General features: G+C 74.7%; 15 protein-coding genes and 1 pseudogene. 11 read left to right on the top strand and 5 right to left on the bottom strand.

Annotated elements, in window-relative coordinates; genetic code table 11:
- Window positions 1–1682: pseudogene (locus tag ACZ5CZ_RS16110) on the bottom strand (relaxase/mobilization nuclease domain-containing protein).
- Between the two features lie 111 nt (window positions 1683–1793).
- Here ACZ5CZ_RS16110 and ACZ5CZ_RS16105 point away from each other — a divergent pair.
- A complete protein-coding gene (locus tag ACZ5CZ_RS16105; RefSeq protein ID WP_468943163.1) occupies window positions 1794–2039 on the top strand; it encodes a hypothetical protein in 246 nt (81 codons plus the stop codon).
- Between the two features lie 7 nt (window positions 2040–2046).
- Here the strand turns inward: ACZ5CZ_RS16105 and sodN are convergent, their stop codons facing one another.
- Window positions 2047–2442, bottom strand: a complete 396-nt coding sequence (gene sodN, locus ACZ5CZ_RS16100) for a superoxide dismutase, Ni (protein WP_014674929.1) — start codon at window positions 2440–2442, stop codon at window positions 2047–2049.
- 145 nt (window positions 2443–2587) lie between these two features.
- Here sodN and sodX point away from each other — a divergent pair, with 145 nt between their 5' ends.
- Window positions 2588–3022: a nickel-type superoxide dismutase maturation protease gene (gene sodX, locus ACZ5CZ_RS16095; protein ID WP_385840321.1), complete on the top strand. Its 435-nt coding sequence runs from the start codon at window positions 2588–2590 to the stop codon at window positions 3020–3022.
- On the opposite strand, the gene ACZ5CZ_RS16090 is transcribed toward sodX, so the two are convergent.
- Window positions 2926–3555, bottom strand: a complete 630-nt coding sequence (locus ACZ5CZ_RS16090) for a CGNR zinc finger domain-containing protein (RefSeq protein WP_385840043.1) — start codon at window positions 3553–3555, stop codon at window positions 2926–2928. The two genes, sodX and ACZ5CZ_RS16090, sit on opposite strands and share 97 nt — an antisense overlap.
- Window positions 3556–4017: 462 nt before the next feature.
- On the opposite strand from ACZ5CZ_RS16090, the gene ACZ5CZ_RS16085 reads away from it, so the two are divergent.
- Window positions 4018–5241, top strand: a complete 1224-nt coding sequence (locus ACZ5CZ_RS16085) for an NAD(P)-dependent malic enzyme (RefSeq protein ID WP_385840042.1) — start codon at window positions 4018–4020, stop codon at window positions 5239–5241.
- Window positions 5242–5394: 153 nt separating this feature from the next.
- Window positions 5395–6360, top strand: coding sequence for a zinc-binding dehydrogenase (locus ACZ5CZ_RS16080; RefSeq protein WP_385840041.1), 966 nt, complete (start codon window positions 5395–5397; stop codon window positions 6358–6360).
- Between the two features lie 126 nt (window positions 6361–6486).
- Here the strand turns inward: ACZ5CZ_RS16080 and ACZ5CZ_RS16075 are convergent, their stop codons facing one another.
- On the bottom strand, window positions 6487–7509 hold the full coding sequence (locus tag ACZ5CZ_RS16075; RefSeq protein ID WP_468943157.1) for a helix-turn-helix transcriptional regulator: 1023 nt from the start codon (window positions 7507–7509) through the stop codon (window positions 6487–6489).
- Window position 7510: 1 nt separating this feature from the next.
- The gene (locus tag ACZ5CZ_RS16070) at window positions 7511–8437 is read right to left on the bottom strand and encodes a DUF4097 family beta strand repeat-containing protein (RefSeq protein WP_468943154.1); all 927 of its coding nucleotides are present in this window, start codon (window positions 8435–8437) and stop codon (window positions 7511–7513) included.
- 416 nt (window positions 8438–8853) lie between these two features.
- On the opposite strand from ACZ5CZ_RS16070, the gene ACZ5CZ_RS16065 reads away from it, so the two are divergent.
- From ACZ5CZ_RS16065 to ACZ5CZ_RS16035, 7 genes are all read left to right on the top strand, one after another.
- A complete protein-coding gene (locus ACZ5CZ_RS16065; protein ID WP_019058231.1) occupies window positions 8854–9036 on the top strand; it encodes a DUF6104 family protein in 183 nt (60 codons plus the stop codon).
- Between the two features lie 152 nt (window positions 9037–9188).
- On the top strand, window positions 9189–9596 hold the full coding sequence (locus tag ACZ5CZ_RS16060; protein ID WP_385840038.1) for a CU044_2847 family protein: 408 nt from the start codon (window positions 9189–9191) through the stop codon (window positions 9594–9596).
- A complete protein-coding gene (locus tag ACZ5CZ_RS16055) occupies window positions 9593–12049 on the top strand; it encodes a VMAP-C domain-containing protein (protein ID WP_468943151.1) in 2457 nt (818 codons plus the stop codon). Before ACZ5CZ_RS16060 ends, ACZ5CZ_RS16055 begins: the two co-directional genes overlap by 4 nt.
- Before the next feature lie 176 nt (window positions 12050–12225).
- Window positions 12226–13266 carry an AAA family ATPase gene (locus ACZ5CZ_RS16050; protein WP_468943149.1) on the top strand — a complete coding sequence of 347 codons (1041 nt, stop codon included), beginning with the start codon at window positions 12226–12228 and terminating at the stop codon, window positions 13264–13266.
- A gap of 7 nt (window positions 13267–13273) precedes the next feature.
- Window positions 13274–16615, top strand: a complete 3342-nt coding sequence (locus tag ACZ5CZ_RS16045; RefSeq protein WP_468943146.1) for an SAV_2336 N-terminal domain-related protein — start codon at window positions 13274–13276, stop codon at window positions 16613–16615.
- 103 nt (window positions 16616–16718) lie between these two features.
- Window positions 16719–16997, top strand: coding sequence for an FxSxx-COOH cyclophane-containing RiPP peptide (gene fxsA / locus ACZ5CZ_RS16040; protein ID WP_385840033.1), 279 nt, complete (start codon window positions 16719–16721; stop codon window positions 16995–16997).
- A gap of 200 nt (window positions 16998–17197) precedes the next feature.
- A complete protein-coding gene (locus ACZ5CZ_RS16035; RefSeq protein ID WP_385840031.1) occupies window positions 17198–18499 on the top strand; it encodes an aKG-HExxH-type peptide beta-hydroxylase in 1302 nt (433 codons plus the stop codon).
- The last annotated feature ends 51 nt before the right edge of the window (window positions 18500–18550 follow it).

The raw sequence follows: 18550 nt of genomic DNA, 5'->3' as shown, positions 1-18550 counted from the left end.
CTATCGATGTCGTCCACGTTCCTCGGGCCTGGAGGCCGGCGTCGTGGCCGAGGGCTGGAGCGTCAGGGGCGCCGAGAGGACGCTCCCGGTGTGCTGCTTCGCTGGCGTGCTGCCTGTGCTCGCCTGTTCGGCTGGACGGTGATGCGCCAGTTGAGGACCTCGACGGGGCGTTCGGCAGTCTCGAGTTCTCGCATGGCGGCGACTTCGGCCAAGAGACGCCGGGGTTGTGGCCGGCGGTCTCGGCGCGGGCGAGGGTTGTGGTCAGGGCTGGCCACGCGGGATCGGCGAGGATGCGGTCGGCCTGGCCGGGGAGGGCTGTGCGTAGATCCTGCTCGAAGCGGCTGATGGTGGCGGAGCGTGGCGCGCGTCGGGTGAGATCAGCCAGGACCGGCGCGGCGGCTTCCTGGTAACCGGCCTGTAGGTGACGGAAGGCTTGCTCAGCTGCGGTGGCCTGCTGCTCGTGGCCGTGTTATTCGTGCCACTTGGCAGTTGCCCGCGACAGGTGGAGCGCGGCGAAGATCAGGGCGATGGCGAGTCTGCCCGGATCGTGTGCGGCGTAGGCGAGTTCCTTGGCGGCTTCCCGCAGCGCGGTGGCGGCTTGATGGTCGGCCCAGATCGCCGAGCGGCGGGCGCGGTTGAACACCTGCGCCACTAGTTCGGCCCGGTGAGGGCCGTGGCTGGCGAAGGCCAGGCTGTGGAGGGTGTCGCCGAAGGCATCCAGGTGGCCCTAGGCCACGGCCCTGAGTTGAGAACGGCGTGCGCGTGCCGGATGGCGGTTTCGGCGCGGCGCCAAGGCTCGGCCGGGTCCGCCACCGGTTGAGGGCGGTTGGCCGGCTCCTGGGTCGGGAGGCGTTCGCGCAGACGGTTGCACGACAGGTCGGGGGCGAGCTTTGAGCCGCCGTACCAGACCGGCGCGCCGTTGGCCGTGTCGCCGGGCGCGGACAGGCTGTAGCCGGTCACCTCGCCGGTCTCGGGGCCGATGCGCGGCTTGACCTGGATGCCGAGGGAGCGCAGCACGTTGAAGTACTCGTGGATGCTGCGTACGGCGGCGGCGACCGCGTAGGCCTGCTTGCGCAGCCACTCCCGCGCGGTCTCCTCCCGGCCCTGGCGTTCCGCCATCGCCCGCTCGGCGCCGGTCGGGGTACGCGGGGCGGTGAGGTCACCGGACTTCAGGCGGCGTAGCCCGAACTCGGCCTCGATCTTGCGGCAATTCCAGCTGTGCGCGCCAGCCGTCCTGGTTCGTACGAGGGTGGGCGGCCGTCGGCTCGGACGGTGGTGGCCATGATGTGGATGTGGTCATCGGCGTGCCGGACCGCGATCCAGCGGCACGCCTTGTCGTCTCCCTCGGGGGCGATGCCCGTGGCGGCTACGACGCGGTGGGCAACCTCGGCCCACTCAGCGTCGGTGAGGTAGCGGTCGCCGGGCGCGGTGCGTACGGGGCAGTGCCACACATGCTGGGGAGGCTGCTTCCCGCCGAGCTCCCGGGTGCGGAGGTCGACGTGGTGGTCCAGGCGCCGGGCGAGCTGGGTGTAGATGGTGGTGGGGTCGCGGCTGGGGTCGGGGGCGCCGGCCATGTCCCAGGCAGCCACGATGTGGGGGTCCGTGTGCTCGTCGCGCACTGTGCCGAAGAGGTGGTTGATCAGGCCGAGGGTGCTGGAGCCGGTGGAGACGTCAGGCACCATGCCTGGGAGGAGTCGCTCATCGCCAGCGAGGAGGTCACCCCGCCCACGGTCGCGCAAGTCGAGGCCATGGCCCGGCGCGATGCCGCCGCAAGTCCGTCGAAACTCCAGCACATGGTGACCCCCGACCTGCCCCACTTCTACGCCTCCGCCCTCATCGCCGGCGGAGCGAGCGTCAAGCAGGTCCAGCTCGTCCTCGGCCACGCGTCCGCCGTCACCACGCTGCGGATCTACGCGCACCTGTGGCCGGGCGAAGAAGACCGCACCCGGACCGTCATGGACGCCGTTCTCGGCGGCCTGCGGACCGGGTGCGGACAGGTAGGCGATGCGACCCGCGAAACCGCAGGTCAGCCGGCCTAGCTATAGATCAAGCCTTCTTGGTCTCCCAGAAGATCTTGTCGATCTGGGCGATGTAGTCCAGAGCCTTCTGGCCCGTCGCCGGGTCGGTCGACGCCTTGGCGGCCGAGAGGGCCTTCAGGGTGTCGTTCACCAGCTGGTGCAGCTCCGGGTACTTCTCGAAGTGCGGAGCCTTGAAGTAGTCGCTCCACAGGACGGAGACGTGGTGCTTCGCCAGCTCGGCGCGCTGCTCCTTGATGACGGTGGCGCGAGCCTGGAAGTGGGGGTCGTCGTTGCCGGCCATCTTCTCCTGCACGGCCTTGACCGACTCCGCCTCGATGCGGGCCTGGGCCGGGTCGTACACGCCGCAGGGCAGGTCGCAGTGGGCGCTGACCTTGACCTTGGGGGCAAACAGGCGGGAAAGCATGGAGCATTCCTTCCTCGTGATCGTCTTCTCAGGTGCGACATTACTCCCTGACGAAGGCGATTTCTCGGGTGCCCCCTAGGGCTTAGGACAAAAGTCCAGGGTCAGACTGAGACTGGTGGAGGAACGGACCGGGGAGGTGCCGGGGATGCCGGAACTGTCGCAGGAGACCGAGCGGGGCAGGGCGGCGGCGCCCTTCGGGCTGGCGGAGGTGACGGGTCCGTCCATGGTGCCCACGCTCCGCCACGGCGACCAGCTCCTCGTGCGGTACGGCAGTGCGGTCCGGGCCGGCGACATCGTCGTCCTGCGGCATCCGTTCCAGCAGGACCTGCTGGTCGTCAAGCGGGCCGTGGAGCGGCGCGAGGGCGGCTGGTGGGTGCTCGGGGACAACCCTTACGCGGGCGGGGACAGCACCGACTACGGGGTCGTCCCGGAGGAGCTGATCCTGGGGAAGGCCTGGCTGCGGTACCGGCCGCTCGGCAGCGGTCAGCGCTCCGCGCCCGCGCTGGCCCGCTGGGCGCTGTCGGCCGTACGGCCGCTGCTGCCCGACCGGTCGGCCTCCAGGCGCTTGCGGGCCCGGTAGGCGGCGACGTTCGCGCGGGTCGCGCAGCGGTCGGAGCAGTAGCGCCGGGAGCGGTTGGTGGAGGTGTCGAGGTAGGCGTTGCGGCAGGGCGCGGCCTCGCACAGGCCCAGGCGGTCCACGCCGTACTCGGTGAGGTGGAAGGCCAGGCCCATCGCCGCGATGGCCGCGTAGCCGGCGGTGGCGTTGGACGGGTGGTCGGCGAGGTGCATGTGCCACAGCGGGCGGCCGTCCTCGTCGCGGTGGTCGTGGCCGGAGATCTGCGGCGACACCGGGAACTCCAGGAGCAGCGAGTTCAGCAGGTCCACGGCCAGCGTCTCGTCGCCTGTGTCGGCCGCCTCGAAGACCGCGCGCAGCCGGGCCCGCACCGAGCGGAAGCGGGTGACGTCGGCGTCGGTGGCGCGGCGGGCCGCCGACGCGTTGGCGCCGAAGAGGTCGCGGACGGCCTCGACCGAGGTCAGGGAGTCCTTGCCCCGCGCCGGCTCCTCGCTGTTGACGAGGCGTACGGCGTAGTCCGAGTAATAGGCCAGTTCCACTTGTAGTCCTTATGGGCGCTCTGTCGTCGTGGCGGCGGCGGGTGGGTAACGGACGGGTGCGATCTCAGGGTATTACGTGCCGCCCCGGTGCCGCCGTGTGCGCGCACCCGCGGCCCGTCTCATCATTCGGACGCGTCCATACGTGGGCTTTCCCCTGCCGCACGGCTCTTGCCGCCGGTTCGTACGGCCCTGCCGGGCCCGCCGGGCCCCTCGTCTCATGTCGGCTCCGAGCGGCTTTCCGGTTCCTAGATGTGACCTTGCACCTATTGGACTCGTCGTGAGCGCCGTCCGTCCGGTAAGAAGGTTCTTTACACCCCTCATCCGGGGCTCAGGGCGCGTGTGCGGCGCGCCCGTCGCGTATGCGCTCGTACGTATCAGCAATCGGGCCGTGCGCGGTGCCCGCCCACCCCTCACCAGGAGTGGTCGACCCTCAAACCATGCATACCTAAGGGGTAAAACGAAGTGGCAGCGGAGATCGTCAATCCTCGCAGCGACAGCAAAACGGACCAGGACGGCGGGGCCGAGCCCCTCGATTCCTTCGATCCGGCGTTCGCGCTGCACCGCGGCGGCAAGATGGCCGTGCAGGCCACCGTGCCGATCCGTGACAAGGACGACCTTTCCCTCGCGTACACGCCCGGCGTCGCTCGCGTGTGCACCGCGATCGCGGAACAGCCGGAGCTGGTCAACGACTACACATGGAAGTCCTCCGTGGTCGCCGTCGTCACCGACGGTACGGCCGTGCTCGGACTCGGGGACATCGGTCCCCAGGCCTCCCTCCCCGTGATGGAGGGCAAGGCGATCCTGTTCAAGCAGTTCGGCGGCGTGGACGCCGTGCCGATCGCGCTCGACTGCACGGGCGTGGACGAGATCGTGGAGACCGTCGTCCGGCTCGCGCCCTCCTTCGGCGGCGTGAACCTGGAGGACATCTCGGCACCCCGGTGCTTCGAGATCGAGCGGCAGCTCCAGGAGCGGCTCGACATCCCGGTCTTCCACGACGACCAGCACGGTACGGCCGTCGTGACGCTCGCGGCGCTGCGCAACGCGGCGCGGCTCAGCGGGCGGGAGATCGGGCAGCTGCGTGCCGTCATCTCCGGCGCCGGCGCGGCCGGTGTCGCCATCGCCAAGATGCTGGTCGAGGCCGGCATCGGGGATGTCGCGGTGGCGGACCGCAAGGGCGTCGTCTCGGCCGACCGGGAGGACCTGACGCCGGTCAAGCGCGAGCTGGCGGGCTTCACCAACAAGGCCGGCCTCACCGGCTCGCTGGAGGACGCGCTCGCGGGCGCGGACGTCTTCATCGGCGTCTCCGGCGGTACGGTCGCGGAGGAGGCCGTGGCTTCCATGGCCAAGGGCGCCTTCGTGTTCGCGATGGCCAACCCGAACCCGGAGGTGCACCCCGAGGTCGCCCACAAGTACGCGGCCGTGGTCGCGACCGGGCGCTCGGACTTCCCGAACCAGATCAACAACGTGCTGGCGTTCCCGGGCATCTTCGCCGGGGCGCTCCAGGTGCGGGCCACTCGGATCACCGAGGGCATGAAGATCGCCGCCGCCGAGGCGCTGGCCTCGGTGGTCGGCGATGACCTCGCCGCCGACTACGTGATCCCGTCGCCGTTCGACGAGCGGGTCGCTCCCGCGGTCACTGCGGCTGTCGCGGCCGCGGCTCGCGCCGAGGGCGTCGCCCGCCTCTGACGCCGTGCACAACGGCCCCGCCCGCTCAGGGCGGGGCCGTTTTCCTTCCCGCGCCGTGCGGCCCTGCGCCGGACGGGTGTCCCTGCACAAGAGGGCATGTGTCACAGCGTCCCCCTGTTCCGTCGGCTGACCGGCGCACCTATCGTCGGCTGCATGTTCGCTGTCTACGCCGCCCGAATCGACCGCGACCAGCCGCTCAACGGCCTTGAGTTGGGAGAGCGTCCGGCTCCCGAGGCCCGTCCCGGCTGGAGCACCATCAATGTACGGGCCGCCTCCCTCAACCATCACGACCTGTGGTCCCTCAGGGGCGTCGGCCTTCCGGAGGGCCGGCTGCCGATGATCCTCGGCTGTGACGCCGCCGGGGTCGACGAGGACGGCAACGAGGTCGTCCTGCACTCGGTCATCGGCCAGAGCGGCCACGGGGTCGGTCCCGACGAGCCTCGCTCCATCCTCACCGAGCGCTATCAGGGCACCTTCGCCGAGCAGGTCGCCGTGCCGACCTGGAACGTGCTGCCCAAGCCCAAGGAGCTGTCCTTCGCCGAGGCCGCCTGTCTGCCCACCGCGTGGCTGACGGCGTACCGGATGCTGTTCACCAATGCCGGGGTACGGCCCGGGGACTCGGTGCTGGTGCAGGGCGCGGGCGGTGGGGTCGCCACGGCCGCGATCGTGCTCGGCAAGGCGGCCGGGCTGCGGGTCTTCGCCACCAGCCGGGACGAGGCCAAGCGGAAGCGGGCCCTGGAACTCGGTGCGGTGGAGGCCGTGGAGCCGGGCGCGCGGCTGCCGCAGCGGGTCGACGCGGTCATCGAGACCGTGGGCGCCGCGACCTGGTCGCACTCGGTGAAGTCGCTGCGGCCGGGCGGCACGATCGTCATCTCCGGAGCCACCAGCGGCGACCGGCCCTCGCACGCCGAGCTGACCCGGATCTTCTTCCTGGAGCTGAAGGTCGTCGGCTCCACCATGGGCACCAAGGACGAGCTGGAGGATCTGCTCGCCTTCTGTGCGGCGACCGGGGTGCGGCCCGTCATCGACGAGGAGCTGCCGCTGGACCGGGCCCGGGAGGGCTTCGAGCGGATGGAGTCCGGGGAGCTGTTCGGAAAGATCGTGCTCACCGCCTCCTGAGTGCCACCTCAGCGCCCCCGGGTGCCTGCTGAGTGCCGCCCGGGTGCCTTCTGAGGCGCCGTCGTACGAGGGAGCGTGAGGGTCGCCAAGGCGGGCCCGTGTCGCCGGGCCCGCCTCTCCGTTCCGTCAGGCGGTCGGAGTGCGGAGTACCGCCGCGATGCGGCCCGCCGCCTGCGCCAGCTGGTGGCGGGTGTCGCGGAGCTGGTCCGCCGTGACTCCGTGGTCGCGGGCCGCGTCGCGGATGTCGTCGCGGAAGCGGTCCAGCAGGCGGTCCAGATCGCGGGCCGGGTCACCGGTGAACTCCTCGTGCGCCCAGGAGGGTTCGTACGCGACCGCGAGATCCTCGGAGGCCGGGGTGTACTCCGGCCGGGGTTCCGGGGGCGCGGTGCGGGCGGAGGTCCGGTCCATGCCGAAGCTCTTGCCGAACTCCTTGCCGAAGTCGCCCAGTTCCCTGGCCAGTTCCGTCAGGCCCTCGCGTACGCCCGTCGGCCAGTCGCCACGGGCGAAGCGGTCCTGCACATGGCGGGCGATGCGCTGCACCTCCTCCTGGGCCTGGGCCCGCGCCCGGGCCTGTGCCTCCTGGGCCTGCCGGCGGGCGCGCTCGGCCTCCTCGCGGGCCCGCCGGCTCTCGTCCTTCGCGCGCCGGGCCTGCTCCTTCCACTCCTGCCTGACCCGGCGCATCTCCTCCCTGGCCGCCTGCCAGGACTCCTTGTCCCGGTACTCACCGGCCGCGTCCGACCACTCCCCGGCCTTCGTGTCCCGGCGGGCCTCGGAGGCAGCCGCGCGCATCTCCCGGCGCAGATCCCCGGCCGCGCCGCGCACGTCGGCCTTTATCTCGGCGGCCAGTTCCGCGACCGACTCGCGGATCTCCAGCTCCAGGTCGGCCAGTTCGCCGCTGCGGCCGGCCAGTTCGGCGCGGCCGGCGTCGGTGATGGCGTACACCTTGCGGCCGCCCTCGGTGGTGTGCGTCACCAGACCCTCCGCCTCCAGCTTGGCCAGCCGGGGGTAGACCGTGCCGGCCGAGGGGGCGTAGAGCCCCTGGAAGCGCTCCTCCAGGAGCCTGATCACCTCGTAGCCATGGCGGGGAGCCTCGTCCAGCAGCTTGAGCAGGTACAGCCGGAGGCGGCCGTGGGCGAAGACGGGAGGCATGTCAGAGCACCTTCTTGTCGGTCGTGCCGTCGGCCGGGGCGTCGCCGGCATCGGTGCCCTGGCCGGAGACGGAATTGTCCCCCGGGGTGGGGTCCGTCCCGGCCGCAGGGTCGTCCTCGTCCTCCCGGGCCGGGCGGCGCAGCAGGGCGATCGAGCCGGAGACGGTGGTGGCCCGGAGCCTGCCGGTGCCCGCGCCGAGCCGTCCGGTGATCTTGTGGGCGCCCCACTGGCCCTGCACCCGCAGTCCGTCGAAGGCGTTGGAGATCCGCCCGCTGGCCGTGTTGGCCTCCACCTCGGCGTCGGCCGGGTGCGGCAGCCGGATGGCGATCTCACCGGAGACGCTGGTGAGGCCGACGTCGGTGGGGCCGTCCGGGTCCAGGTCGATGATCATGGAGCCGCTGACGGAGTCCGCCCGCACGGAGGGACCCGAGGCCTCGACCACGGTCAGGTCGCCGGAGACCGAGTGGAAGCGCAGCTCGCCGGTGACCGCCTGGGCCTCCAGGTTCCCCGAGACGGTCTCGGCGCGGACCGGGCCGGAGACGCCGACCAGGGTCGTGTCACCGGTCACTCCCTTGACCACGGCGGAGCCGCGGATGCCGGAGACGACGGCGCCGGCGCCGACGACGCCCACCTCCACGCGGGTGTCCGCCGGCACCGCGAGGGAGACCACGGCGCTGCGCCGCCAGCCCTTGCGGTCGAGCCACTTGAGGAAGCCCTTCCAGGGCAGGTCCTCGTAGGCCACCGTCAGGGTGCCGGCCTCGTGGGTGACGATCAGGGGCGGGCCCTCGATCTCCGAGATCTCCAGGCGGGCTGCGCCCTCGTCCGTGCCCACCACGTTCACCGTGCCGTTGACGACGCGGACCTTGAGGTCGGTCACGTCGGTGTCGAAGGTCAGCTTCTGGGGTTCGGCGATGGACCACTCGGACATGGGGACCCCCTTGGGTGATTTGCTCATGACGCGACACGCCATATCGCGTCCACTGCAAACACGATATATCGCGGTGCCGGGAAGTCAAGACACTCGTTCGGGGGAGGAGCCCGCCGCGGGGGTGCAGGGCGCCTGGCGCAGGGGATCCCGGGGCCGGCGCGTGCGGAGACGCGCCCGCGCGGTTCGGCGCGCGCGCCGGGGCGCCGGGGCGTGCCGGACCGGTGGGGACTCGGGCCGCCGGGGATGTGCCGGACCGGTGGGGGCCCGTGTCGCCGGGGATGTGCCGGACCGGTGGAGGCCCGTGTCGCCGGGGATGTGCCGGAGCGATGGGGGCTCGCGCCGCCGGGGCCGGTGCGTTGCATAGGCTGTGGAGGAAGCCATCGCTGGCGTGGATTGATACGCAGGAGACTCACCCCATGTACTTCACCGACCGCGGTATCGAGGAGCTGGAGAAGCGGCGCGGCGAGGAGGAGGTCACCTTCGAGTGGCTCGCCGAGCAGCTGCGCACCTTCGTGGATCTCAACCCGGACTTCGAGGTGCCCGTCGAGCGGCTCGCCACCTGGCTCGCCCGCCTGGACGACGACGAGGACGACGAGTAGGCGGCATGACCAGGGGGCACGAGTAGGCGGCACGAGCAGGGGACGCGACCGGGCGGCCCGCGGGCACGCCCTTCCTTCCTCTCGCCCCCTCCCCCTCCCCCTCCCCTTCCCCGGGAGTTAGCCTTCTCCTTCCATCGGCGAACGGGGGCGTCATGGCTGGAGGGCTCGAACGCATACGGCTGGACGACGGCACCGTCGTCTGGGCCCGGATCGCCGCGACCGGCGAGGACGCGCCGGACGGGGGCTACTGGGACACCGGCCTCGGCGACCGGATCATCGACATGGCGGGCGGACTGGCCGGCACCGTCGGCGGGGTCGTGCGCTCCCTGCGCGCCGGTCTGGACACCCCGGCCCCCGTCGAGGTCTCCGTCAGCTTCGGAATCGAACTGACGGCGCAGTCCGGCAAGATCGTGAGCGCCATCGCCGAGGGCGGCGGCACCTCCTCCCTCACGGTGTCCCTGACCTGGACCGAACCCCCGGCATCGGGCGGCGGTGCCGGTCCCGCCGCCGGCCCCGGTCCCGCCGTACCGCCCGGCCCCCCGGCTCCCGCGGCCGGATGAGCGCCTTCGGCGAGATGGTGCGCCCCTCCCTCGCACGCATCGGCGCACCGCGTGACGGGTATGCAACGGACCGTGACGCGTACTGGGGGTCGGGGTTCTTCATAGCCCCGGGATGGCTGTTGACCTGCGCTCATGTCGTGGGGAAGGGGGGAGCCGCGGTGTGCCGAGGGGAGAGCGCGATGAGCGTGTCCTGGCAGCAGCGCACCGCCGCCGACGCCTGGGCCGACCGCACCGGCAGCGGCAGCGCCGTCCTCGTGGCACCCCGGCCCGAGCCCGGCCAGGTGCCGCGCGATCCCTGGCCCTTCCCCGACCTGGCGCTCGTCCGGGTCACCGGCGCCGAGGACGTGCCCTGCCTGTGGCTCGGCGACCGGGAGGCGGGCCCCGGCACCCCCGTCGGGCTGTACGGCTGGTCCGTGCAGACCGGTGAGCTGGGCATCCGGCACGCCGCCGGGGAACTCGCCGGCTGCGACGCGCGCGCCCTGCTGCTCGCCGGCAGCCTGCCGGTCGGCGGGCTGTCCGGCGGCCCCCTCCTGGACCTGCGGTACGGCTCCGTCGCCGGCGTCATCAAGGGGCGGCGCAAGGAGGAGGGCGTCGCCGTGCCCGTCACCGCGCTGTACGAGTTACTGGACCTGCGCGAGGGGGCCCGCGTGGTGCGCGACGTCCTGCGCGCGCACGACCTGCACCACCTCGGCCGCCTCGACGACGCCGGACCCGCCCCCGCCTGGCAGCCCGACTGGACCGCCGTACAGCGCTCCCTGCCCGGCCACGCGCCCGCCGTCTCCGGAATCACCGCCGAACTGCGCACGCGGCTCTACGGCCATCTCGCGCAGCTTCCGCCACCGGCCGGTCCGGGCGAGGTCGTCCACCTCGTGGAGGACGTGAAGGAACAGGTGCGCGGCGAACGGCTGCGGTCGCTGCTGCTGCGCCGTGTGCGCACCTGGCGCGAGGGCGCCGGGCTGCTCTCCGGGCTGCGCACCCTGGAGCCGGGCGGCGGCGGCACCCTGGTCGACCTCGACGCCGTGCTGCTGTACGCGGCGAAGGTCCTGCGGAAGACCGCGCGGGAACGGGCCGGGGAGGTGGCTCCGGAGCGGTTGCGCGCCTTCTCCGACTGGATCGCCGCCCAGGCCGCCGGCCATCACAACTGGGCCGTCGGCGAGGCCGTCCGCAGCCTGCTGGAGGGGATCGGGACCGCGGAGGACCACCGTCCGGCGCCGGGAACCGGCCGGTGGCCGGCGGAGGCAGGGGGCGGGCAGCCGGAACCGGCGGGCGGACACGGCCGCCGGCGCGCGGAGACGCCCTCGCCCACCGGCCTCGCGCACCCGCAGGTGCCGGCCCAGCAGGGCGGACCGCTGCCGGACGCGCCGGTCGAGCGAGAGGACGCCCCGACCGCTCTGCCCGCCCCACGGGCCCCCGAGTGGCGCCGGCTTCCGGTGCCCGCCCTGGTGCCCTCCTCGGCCACCCGTACCGATGTGCTCGTCAAGGTCGGGGCGCCGATGTACGACGGCCGGTACCCGTGGAGCGTGCAGCTGATCTACGACGGCCAGGACGTCACCCCGGTCGCCGCCGACGACCGCGGTGTGCGCGCCGAGGAACTGGCGGGGGTGCTGCGGGAGCCGCTGGCGCTGGCGCTGAGCCAGGGGGACCACGGGGAGCACCTGGCCGCGATCGAGGTGTTCCTCCCGCGCAGGCTGTTCGATCTGCCGGTGGACGAGTGGCAGTTGCTCCCCGGCCCGGCCGGCGGGACGGCCGACGCCGGTGCGGACGCCGGCCCCGGGAGCGAGGGCTTCCCGTACGCCATGGAAGACGTGGATGCCCTGGACGACACGGACGACATGGACGACGCGTTCGTGGACGAGCGGGCCATGCCGCTCGGGATGCGGCGGACCGTCGTCGTACGGGACGTACGGCGCAACAGCCGGCCGCCCTCCCCGGAGTGGCGCCGGCGCTGGAAGGGCGCGCAGCGCGGGCCGTTGGCGCACGAGCCGCTGCACGGGCGGCCGCCCGGCGCGGGCGCGGCCGACGGGGGTCCGGGGGAGGGGCATCCGCCGGGTGCGCGGGCCGGGGGCAGGTACCCGTACTACGGCGTGCTGTCCGCGATGGGTGACGCGAGCGTGCCGGTCTACTGCGGACCGGTCGGCAGTGGCGAGGGGCTGGCGGCGATGAAGGACGCGCTGATGGCCGGGCACTCGGTGGTGCTGTGGCGCCGGGACCGGCACGACCACGACGAGTGCCGGGACTTCCACCGGCAGGCCACCGGTCTGCTGGAACTCGCCGGGCACGCCGACGGGTTGTCCGGCCCGGTGCGCGACCTGCGCATCCGGCTGTCCGACCCGGACACCGCCCGCGCCCAAGGCTTGCGCGGCAAGCTCGCCGTACTGGTGGACCCGCCGGACCGGCCCCCGTACGCGGCGGAGGCCATGCGCCCGCCGCCGCTGGCCGCGCCCGGTGGCTGACCCCGCGCCGGCCGCCCGCGTCGCCGTCAACTCGCCTGCGTCGCAAGCCTGTTCGGCGGGCCGGATGACGGGAACCGGACGTGCCGAAGCCCGGCGGGCGGCGGCGGTGGGCGGTAGCCTCGTACGTCGGACGGCCGGGCCCGCTGAATGATCACCAGAGCCGGGAGGAGCCCAAGGTGAACGACTGGCGGATCTACCGCGGAGTGGGTCAGCCGCACGACGGCATGCGGCGGTTGCCGGCCCCGCCGCCGTGGCGGGACTTCGCGACGTCCCGGCAGGCCCCACAGGACACGGCGGACACGGCGGACGGCAGGGCGGACACCGACCCGAGCAGCGCGCGCCGGCTGGGCGTGCGCCGCCGCCTCGTCGAGAACTACGCGCCCCGGCCCGCCGAGGTGGACGCCGTCAACGCGGCCCTGTACCTGCGCCGGCCCCTGCTGGTGACGGGCAACCCGGGCACCGGGAAGTCCACCCTCGCCTACGCCATCGCCCACGAACTCGGCCTGGGCAAGGTGCTGCGCTGGCCCATCGTCAGCCGTACGGCCCTCCAGGACGGCCTGTACCGGTACGACGCCATCGCCCGGCTCCAGGACGTCCAGCTGGAGCGCGCCCGGGGCGGCGGGGAGGCGGCCGGAGGCGGCTCCGGCATCGGCTCGTACATCCGGCTCGGCCCGCTCGGCACCGCGCTGCTCCCCGCCGAGCAGCCGCGCGTCCTGCTCATCGACGAACTCGACAAGAGCGACCTCGACCTCCCCAACGACCTGCTCAACACCCTGGAGGAGGGCGAGTTCTCCATCCCCGAGCTGGAGCGGCTCGCCGACCGGGAACCCGTGGTCGAGGTGCTGACCCACGACGGCGACCGGGTCGCCGTGCGCGGCGGCCGCATCGCCTGCTCCGCCTTCCCGGTGATCGTGCTCACCTCCAACGGCGAGCGCGACTTCCCCGCCCCGCTGCTGCGCCGCTGCGTCCAGCTGGAGCTGGACCCGCCCGGCGAGGAACAGCTCACCGCCATGGTCGAGGCCCACCTCGGCGCCGCGGGGGTCGCCGCGGGCGCCGATCTGATCCGCCGCTTCCTGGAACGCGAACCCGGCGAGGTGCTCGCCGCCGACCAGCTCCTCAACGCCCTGTTCCTCACCCAGCACGACCCGCACGCCCAGGGCCTGACCCGGGAGCGGATCGCGGAGATGCTCATGCAGCCGCTCGACCGTACGAGGTGAGGGGCCGATGCCGGGGATGCGCCGGGACCGCCTGGACGAGCTGATCCACCAGCTGCGCCGGGGCGGACTCCAGCCGACCGCCGAGGACGTCGCGGACGCGCTCTGGCTCGCCGGGCAGCTCGGCACCGCCCCGCCGGGCGCGCCGGCCGGACCACCCGGACCCGGTGCGGCCGCGCCGCAGGGCGCGGTGCCCGCCGACCCGCCCCTCGGCGCCCCCGTCGAGCCCGGCGGCCCGCCGCCCCCGCCGCCGTCCGTCCCGGACCTCCCCGAACCCGCCGTCCAGCTGGCCGCCCCGAGCCCCGCCCCGCCGTCCCGGCCCGACCCCGCCCGCCTCGCCGGCCGCCCGCCCTCCGACGCCGCCCCCGCCTCCTTCCCCGTGCGCGCCCCCGCCGCCGGCGCGCTGCCCGGGCTGCTCGCCCTGGAGAAGGCGCTGCGCTCCCTCGGCCGCTACCGCACCGCCGTCCGGCCGGGCCGGGACGAGCAGCGCGTCGACGAGGAGGCCACCGCCGAGCGCGCCGCCGCCAGCGGCATCCTGCTGCCCGTCCTGCGGCCCGGCCGCCGCCGGCGCTGCGACGTCCAGCTGCTGATGGACACCGGGCCCGCCATGGCCGTATGGGGGCAGATGGTGGAGGAGCTGCGGCAGGCCTGCCAGCAGTCCGGCGCGTTCGCCTCCGTGCGCGTCCACCACCTGTACGCCGACGACTCCGGCAGCCCGCTCGTCGGTACGACCGCCGGTCCCGGCCGGCACACCCGGCTGCGCCCCGCCGAGGAACTCCACGACCCCAGCGGCCGCCGGCTCACCTTCGTCATCAGCGACTGCGTCGGCCCGCTGTGGCAGAACGGCACCGCCCAGCGACTGCTGCACGCCTGGCCGCGCTCCGCCCCCGTGGCCGTGGTCCAGCCGCTGCCGCCCCGCCTGTGGGGCCGTACGGCGCTGCCGGCCGAGCCGGGAGTGCTGGTCCGTGCCGGGGAGAGCGGCGGACGGCTGGACTTCGTGCCCGAGGACGAGCCCTGGGAGGAACCGCCGCCCGGCGCCCGGCCGGTGCCCGTGCTGCAACCCACCCCGGAGGCCTTCGAGGCGTTCGCGCGGGTGCTCGCCGCGACCGGGCCGGTCAGCGGCCCCGCCTGGGCCGGCTTCGCCCATCCCGCCACCGCACCGGCGGCGGCCGGCACCGCCCCGGCCGCCGCGCCGCCGCGCAGCGACGACGACCTGCTGCGCGCCTTCCGCGCGAGCGCCTCACCCGGTGCCCTGCGGCTCGCCGTCTACCTCGCCGCGGCGCCGCTCACCCTGCCGGTGATGCAGCTCGTCCAGCGCGCCATGCTGCCCGACACCGGACCGATGGAACTGGCCGAGGTGCTGCTCGGCGGTCTGCTCCGGCAACTGCCCGGCACCGAGCACCAGCCGTGCTTCGCCTACCCGCCCCGGGTGCAGGACCTGCTCCTGTCCTCCCTCGGCCAGGACGCCGCCGGGCTCGTCCTCAAGCACTGCTCGGCCTATGTGGAACGGCACTTCGGCAAGGGCACCCGCAACTTCGCCGCGCTCGCGGCGGCCCGGCTCGCGGACGGCGCCGGGGAGACGGGGGACGCGGCCGGCACCGCGGAGGGCGCGGACACCGGGGACGGCGGCGGCGGTGTCGAGGCCGAGCTGTTCGCCCGTATCCCGGCCCGCGTCCTGCGCTTCTATCTGCCCGACCTGGTCACACCGGACCCGCTGACCGAGGCCGAGCGACTGCTCGCCCAGTGGCGCCGTCTGGCCGACCCGGAGGCGCTGCGGCGCGCCCGGGACCAGCTCCGGCTCGCGACCGCCGGCACCGGCTCCGGGCCGGCCGCGGACCCCGGCGGGCGGTTCCGGGCCCACCTGGTCCTCGGCCGGGTGCTGCGCGCGGAGGCGGGTACGGCGGCCGCCCGGACGGAGGGACGGCGGCCGCAGCTGCTCCAGGAGGCCGCCGACGCGCTCGCCGCCGCGCATGCGCAGGCCCTGGCCGACGGCCCCGAGCGGGCCGCGGCGGCCCTGGAACTCGCCGCCTGCCGACGCGAGCTGTGGCAGCTGACGGCGGACGACGCCCACCTCACCACCGCTCTCGACGTCCTGGCCCCGGACACCCCGCCCTGGCCCGAGGTGACCGAGCGGGCCCGCCGATGGCTCCGGGACACGGGTGCCGACGACGGAGAACGCCCGGCAGCCGGGGCACCGCCCGCTGCCGACGCACCGCCCCCCGCCGCCGCACGGACCGCCGACCGTCCTTCCGGAGCCGGTGAGCCGCCGGAGGCCGGTGTGCCGTGGCAGGCCGGGGTGGAGCGGGAGCGGCTCGTGTTGCGCGGCCGGCTGCTGATGGACCTGCGGCGGCCCGGTGCCGCCACCGCCGAGCTGCGCGAGGGCTGCGCGCTGCTGGCTGCGGAGGGCGCCACCGACGCCGTACGCGCGCCCGTGCTGCTCGATCTCGCGCGGGCGCTCGCCGCGGCCCGGGCCGAGGACGCGGAGGTGCGGCAGGTGCTGCGGCAGGCGCGGCGGGCCGCCGGGGAGGACCCGGCGCTGCTGGTGCCCGCGCTCGCCGAGCTGGCCGCGTTCCACGCCGGGGCCGGCGAGTACGCGGAGGCCGACGCGCTGTACGAGCGGGCCGTGCTGCTGGCACCGGCCGACAGCGCGCCCCGCCTGCGCCTCCTCACCGCCTGGGGCGAGTCGCTGCTCGGCCGGGCCTCGGCGGCGGACGGCGCGGGCACCGTGGACCGGGCCGAGTACGTGCTGCGGGAGGCGCTCACCGCACTGCCCGCCCGTTCCGCGCAGCGCGGCCGGCTCCAGGGGCTGGTCGCCAGCGCGCTCGCCCAGCGGTTCCGCCATCTCGGCTTCCTGCCGGACCTGTTCGAGAGCCGGCATCTGCTCGGACAGGCGGTGCGCGCGGCGGCCGACGCCGCCGTACGGGCCGAGGTGTGGCTCCAGCTGGGGCGGGTGCGGCTGGAGGGCTGGTACCACGCGGGCGCGCCCCTGCTGACCGACGCGCTCCAGGCGTACGAGAACGCCGAGCGGGAGGCCGTCGCGGCGCACGGTGCCGATCCGGGCTCGGTGACGGCCGCGCGCGCCCGGTACGGCAGCGGGGCGGTGCTCGCCCTGATGGGGCGGCCCGGCGCGGCTCAGGATGCCTTCCGGGCGGCGCGCCGGCAGTGGCAGCGGCTGGTCGGGGCGCTGTACGACGTGGACTGGGCCGATGTGGAGCGGGCCCGGCGGGCGGAGCGGCAGCCGCCCCCGGCGGACGCCCGGTCGCTCTCGGAAGGGGAGTGGCGGGAAGTCGCCCCACCGTGGTGGCCGTGGACCGAAGAATGGCGCAACGCGACGGAACTTGACCGGAGTTGAGCCCTCGCGGGTTTCTGGTTCGGGCCTGTCGGGAAGAAGTCGGCAGCCACTGCGGCTGCGCGGGGCGGGCGCGGGGCAGGGAGGAGCCGAGGTGGGGGAGCCAATGACACGGGCGGCCGGGCTCGGCGAGCACGCCGTACGGGCCGTGGTCCCGCCCGACCTCACCGATGTCGACCTGCGGACTCTGCGGGCCATGGACGATCCGGCGCTGCTCGCGGCGGTGGCCGGGGTGCTGGCCGATCCGGAGGGGCTCGGCCGGGTCTGGTACACGACCGACACCGACACCCTCGTGCCGGGCGGAGTCACCGGGCATATGTTTTCGGCCGGTCATACGCGCCGGGCGCCGACGCGGTCCTTGCCCGGCACGGACACGGTGGCATGACCCCCGGACCACCCGGACCACCCGGCTCCGCCGGCCCACCGGCACGTCCGGGCCCCGCCGCGCCCGCCGCGCCCGCCGGGCCGTCAGGGCGAGCCGCGCCCGCCGGGTTCGCCGGTCCGGCGGAAGCCGTCGCTGCGGCGGAAGCCGTTGCTCCGGCGGAAGCTCCCGCTCCGGGAGAAGCCGCCCCCGGCCTCACCCAGGTGCCCGGCCTCGCCCCCGCCCCCGGCCTCACCCCCGTCCCCCTGCCGGCCGGCACCCTCGCCGCCCTGGCCCGGGCCCAGCCGCGGCCCCGGGCCACCGCAACCCTGCTGGCGGCCCTGCACGCCCGGCGGATGCTGCTGTTCAAGTCGCTGCTGGTCCGGGTCGAACGGAACCGTTCGGGGCTGGACGGGGCGGTGCGGCGGCGGTTCGAGGGGGACTGGGCGCTGCTGGAGCGGGCGGAGCGCGCCGACCCCGCCGCCGTCCGGGCGGTGCTCGACTATCCGACGACCGGCGCCTGGCTGGCCGCCGCGCTCGCCGCGCCCGACGGGCCGCCCTTCGAGGACCGCCTCGCCGGACTCGGCGCGGTCGCCGTGGCCGCCGCCGTCCGCGCCGGCTGCCGGTTCACCACCACCCGCGCGCTGCCGGCCGGCACCCTGTGCCTGCCCGGGCTCGGCCTGCTGCGCGGCGCCCGCGGCCCGGCCCGGCTGAGCGGGCGCGGCGGCGCTCTGAAGATCACCGACGGCGCGGGCCAGACGCTCCGGCTGCCCGGTGCCGTACCGGCCGGACCCGGCACCCGGTGGGCGCCCGACGGCACCCTCGCCTGGTCGGCGCTGCACACCCTGCCCGGCTGCACCGCCGTACTCGACGACCTGGACCCCTACCGGGTGCCGGACGGCGGCATCGGGCCGGCCGCGCTGCCCGCCGCCGAGCGGCCGTACTCCGACCCGGCCGGCTGGGCCGCCCGCTGGCGGCACGCCCAGGCCCTGCTCGCCGCGACCCACCCGGCCCGCGCCACCGAGACGACCGCCCTGCTGCGCGCCGTCGTCCCGCTCGCCCCGCACACCGGCGCCGGACCTCCGATGAGCGCCACCCTGCGGACCGCGCCCGGCGCCGTCCTGGCCCAGCTGCCGGCCGACCGGCGCGAGCTGGTGGAGCTGCTGGTGCACGAGACCCACCACACCAAGCTGGCCGTCCTGGACGAGCTGGTGCCGCTGTGCCGGCCCGGCGGCAGCCTGCACCGGGTGGCCTGGCGGCGCGACCCGCGGCCCGTCCCCGGCGTGCTCCAGGGCGCCTATGCGCACCTGGCGCTGATGGACCTGTGGTCCAGGGCGCGCACCGGAGCCGCCTGGGTGTGGCGTCGGCGCGCCGCTGAACGGTTCGACGCCTGCCTGGAGCAGGTCGCCGAGGCCTTGTCGGCGCTCGCCGGGTCCGATGAACTGACCCCGCACGGAAGGGAGTTCGTCCGGCACATGGGCCGTCACCACGCCCGCCTCGCGGGCGCCGCCCGACAGCCCGGATGACGCTCCGTGGAGGGGTTATTGCGTTACGTTATGCGTTATGCGTTGTGCGCG

This window comes from Streptomyces sp. NPDC031418, from assembly GCF_055581605.1.
This window is presented reverse-complemented; position numbering and strand designations above follow the sequence as displayed.

Coding starts and splice junctions, on each gene's coding strand:
- ACZ5CZ_RS16105 (WP_468943163.1), top strand. CDS start 1,794: ATGGTGACCCCCGACCTGCCCCACTTCTACGCCTCCGCCCTCATCGCC.
- sodN (WP_014674929.1), bottom strand. CDS start 2,442: ATGCTTTCCCGCCTGTTTGCCCCCAAGGTCAAGGTCAGCGCCCACTGC.
- sodX (WP_385840321.1), top strand. CDS start 2,588: ATGCCGGAACTGTCGCAGGAGACCGAGCGGGGCAGGGCGGCGGCGCCC.
- ACZ5CZ_RS16080 (WP_385840041.1), top strand. CDS start 5,395: ATGTTCGCTGTCTACGCCGCCCGAATCGACCGCGACCAGCCGCTCAAC.
- ACZ5CZ_RS16075 (WP_468943157.1), bottom strand. CDS start 7,509: ATGCCTCCCGTCTTCGCCCACGGCCGCCTCCGGCTGTACCTGCTCAAG.
- ACZ5CZ_RS16070 (WP_468943154.1), bottom strand. CDS start 8,437: ATGTCCGAGTGGTCCATCGCCGAACCCCAGAAGCTGACCTTCGACACC.
- ACZ5CZ_RS16065 (WP_019058231.1), top strand. CDS start 8,854: ATGTACTTCACCGACCGCGGTATCGAGGAGCTGGAGAAGCGGCGCGGC.
- ACZ5CZ_RS16060 (WP_385840038.1), top strand. CDS start 9,189: ATGGCTGGAGGGCTCGAACGCATACGGCTGGACGACGGCACCGTCGTC.
- ACZ5CZ_RS16055 (WP_468943151.1), top strand. CDS start 9,593: ATGAGCGCCTTCGGCGAGATGGTGCGCCCCTCCCTCGCACGCATCGGC.
- ACZ5CZ_RS16045 (WP_468943146.1), top strand. CDS start 13,274: ATGCCGGGGATGCGCCGGGACCGCCTGGACGAGCTGATCCACCAGCTG.
- fxsA (WP_385840033.1), top strand. CDS start 16,719: ATGACACGGGCGGCCGGGCTCGGCGAGCACGCCGTACGGGCCGTGGTC.